This window comes from Micromonospora sp. NPDC003776 (genome assembly GCF_053605645.1).
The window spans coordinates 1-1,116 of sequence record NZ_JBSGJR010000988.1 but is presented as its reverse complement, the minus strand read 5'-3'; the positions used below and the strand labels follow the sequence as shown (position 1 = coordinate 1,116).

Annotated in this window: 2 protein-coding genes; both read right to left on the bottom strand. The window is 77.2% G+C overall.

What is annotated here, in order from left to right; genetic code table 11:
- Positions 1–247 (bottom strand): hypothetical protein (locus ACWEVO_RS36960; RefSeq protein WP_452312015.1); only part of this gene is annotated, 247 nt, incomplete at its 3' end.
- Positions 248–453: 206 nt separating this feature from the next.
- Positions 454–1,116 (bottom strand): NYN domain-containing protein (locus ACWEVO_RS36955; protein ID WP_452312014.1); only part of this gene is annotated, 663 nt, incomplete at its 5' end.

Here is a 1,116-nt window from a genome sequence, read left to right as displayed (position 1 = left end):
GGACGGGCGACCCGCCGCCGCCGGCACCGACCGCACAGGCCACGCGGCCCCGGGCCCCGCGGCCGCACGGCACGGACGGCGGCGGCAGCACCTCCACCTCGAAGCCGGCGCGGGCGAACACCTCGATCGCCCGGTGCTCGGCGGGGCCGAGCGCGGCCGCCGGCGAGCCGGTGTCGAGCAGCGCGGTCACCAGGCAGCCGGAGCAGCCGGCGCCGCGGATCCCGCAGGTGTCGCAGTCGATGAGCATCAACGCCTCCTGACGCGTCGCCGGTGGCGGTCCGGCGAAGGACCCACCACCGTCGGTCACCACGAGGCTAGGCGAGGGGTGTGACAGAACCGGACAACGAGGCAGGACCCGCCGCCAACCCGATCATCCGGCCCCCACCTCGCCGAAGTGGCGCGATCCGAACGCCCTCGACCCCGCCACCGCGCCGACCGGGCGCGGCCCGGCCGTCAGGAGCGGGCGAGCCGGCGGAGCAGGGAATCGGCGCCGAGCGGGTACGCCCCGTGGCGGCGTACCCCGTCGGCGACCTCGCGGTCGGAGGAGACCACGACCACCGGCCGCCCGGCGGGCTCGGCCCGGACCAACCGGCGGATCAGCTCGTCGGCGGTCTCCCCCTTGCGGGAGAAGAGCACCCGCACGCCGCGCGGCGCGGGCGGCAGCCCGTGGATCCGCTCGGCGCCGTCGAAGACCACGGTGACCTCGTCCCCGGTCTGCGCGGCGATCCCGCCCAGCCCACTGATCAGCCGCGTGCGCTGCTGCTCCAGCGACATCTCGCCGAAACCCCGCTTGGTGACGTTGTAGCCGTCCACGACGAGGTGCGCCTTGGGCAGGGCGAGGAGCTGGTCCAGCCGGGCCGGGTCGTCGGTGTCCCGGGCGCGGGCGGCCGCGCCGGCCTGGGTGGTGGCCGCCTGATCGGCGAAGGCGTCCGCCACGAAGTCGGCGGGCATCCGGTCGACCGGGTCGAGGGCCAGCTCGCGGCGGAGCCCGACGGCGGCCTGGCCGATGGTCTCCAGCAGCAGCCACAGCTTGGCGTCGTCGACCGAGCGGGCCTCCTTGGCGCTGGCCCGGGCCATGCCCGCCGCGGCCTCCGCCTCCGCCAGGCGGGCCCGGGC